Annotated in this window: 1 protein-coding gene and 1 pseudogene; both read right to left on the minus strand. The window is 74.2% G+C overall.

Annotated features, from left to right (window positions below; genetic code table 11):
- Positions 1–498, minus strand: a pseudogene (locus tag ACWELQ_RS46110) (hypothetical protein); the annotation flags it as partial.
- A 121-nt stretch (positions 499–619) separates the two neighbouring features.
- Positions 620–1,118, minus strand: a 499-nt coding sequence (locus tag ACWELQ_RS46115) for a hypothetical protein (RefSeq protein WP_452403262.1), incomplete at its 5' end; no start/stop codon positions are given.

Consider the following 1,118-nt stretch of genomic DNA (forward strand, 5'->3'; position numbering starts at 1 on the left):
ACCCGTCTCGGTGATCACGATCTCGTAGGCGCGGCGGTCGTGCGGATTCCGGCGGCGGACCACCAGACCGCGGTGCTCGAGGTCGTCGACGATGCCGGATCCGGCCACCCAGCGCACCGCGGTATCCACCCAGTGCCCGACCGGGCCGCCCGCCGAGAGCCACACCGCCGCCGCGATCACGAACGAGAAGGCCACCAGGCCCAGCGCGATCCCGTCCCGCCGATGCCCGTGCTCGATATCCCCCGCCCGGCTCACGGCCCGCGTGGTGGCGCCCAGCCCTCGCGCGGTCGCCGTCCAGGCCCTGGTCGCGCCGCGCCGAACCACCGCCAGCGGAGCGGTATTCGAGCCGCGCCGCGGGGCGGGCCGCCGCGCCGGAGCCTTCCGCGCCACCCGCTTCGCGGGCTTGCGCGGAGTGCGAGCCCGGGACTGTGCCGGAGTCTGCCCCCGCGTAGCCCCCGCTCGCGTACGTGACGTTCCGGTGCGGGCCTTACCTGCCATGCGTCCCAGGCTAGCCGCTACAGCCCCACCCGGACCATCCGCAACACCCGGCCCACCCATATCAGACATGTGGCGCTCACTACCCGAAACCGACCTTTCACCGGCCAGGGGTTGTCCCGGATCAGCGGGTGGCGGGGAGGTGGGTTTCGGCGGTCCAGGCGGTCAGGGCGGCGTCGAAGTCGGGGATTTGGGTGGCGGCGGTGCGGTAGCACTCGGCGGCGTCGATATTGCGGCCCAGGCGGCGCAGGGCGGTGTAGCGGATGAGGAGGTTGTGGGTGTGGACGGCGCCGGTGCCCGCGGAGATGCGGGTGGCTTCGGCGTGCTCGGCGTGTTCGGCGGCGCGGGCGAAGCGGCCCGCGGCCAGGTGGGCGCGGGCGGCACGGGCGTGGACGGCGGATTCGTATCGGGTGTTGCCGAATCGGCGTGCCACCGACAGGGCGGCGTCGAACAGGCGAGTGCCGCGCTCGGAATCGCCCTCACCGCTGAGCACCCAGGCGGCCTCGGTGAGGCCGTACACCACATTGCGGCGCACCCCGGCGTCACTGTCGGCCACCACGGCGCGGGCGGCGGCGGCCAGCGAATCGCGGTTGCGCCCGGCCGCCGAAAGCGCCCGCGACAGC

Source organism: Nocardia sp. NPDC004722, assembly GCF_053601505.1.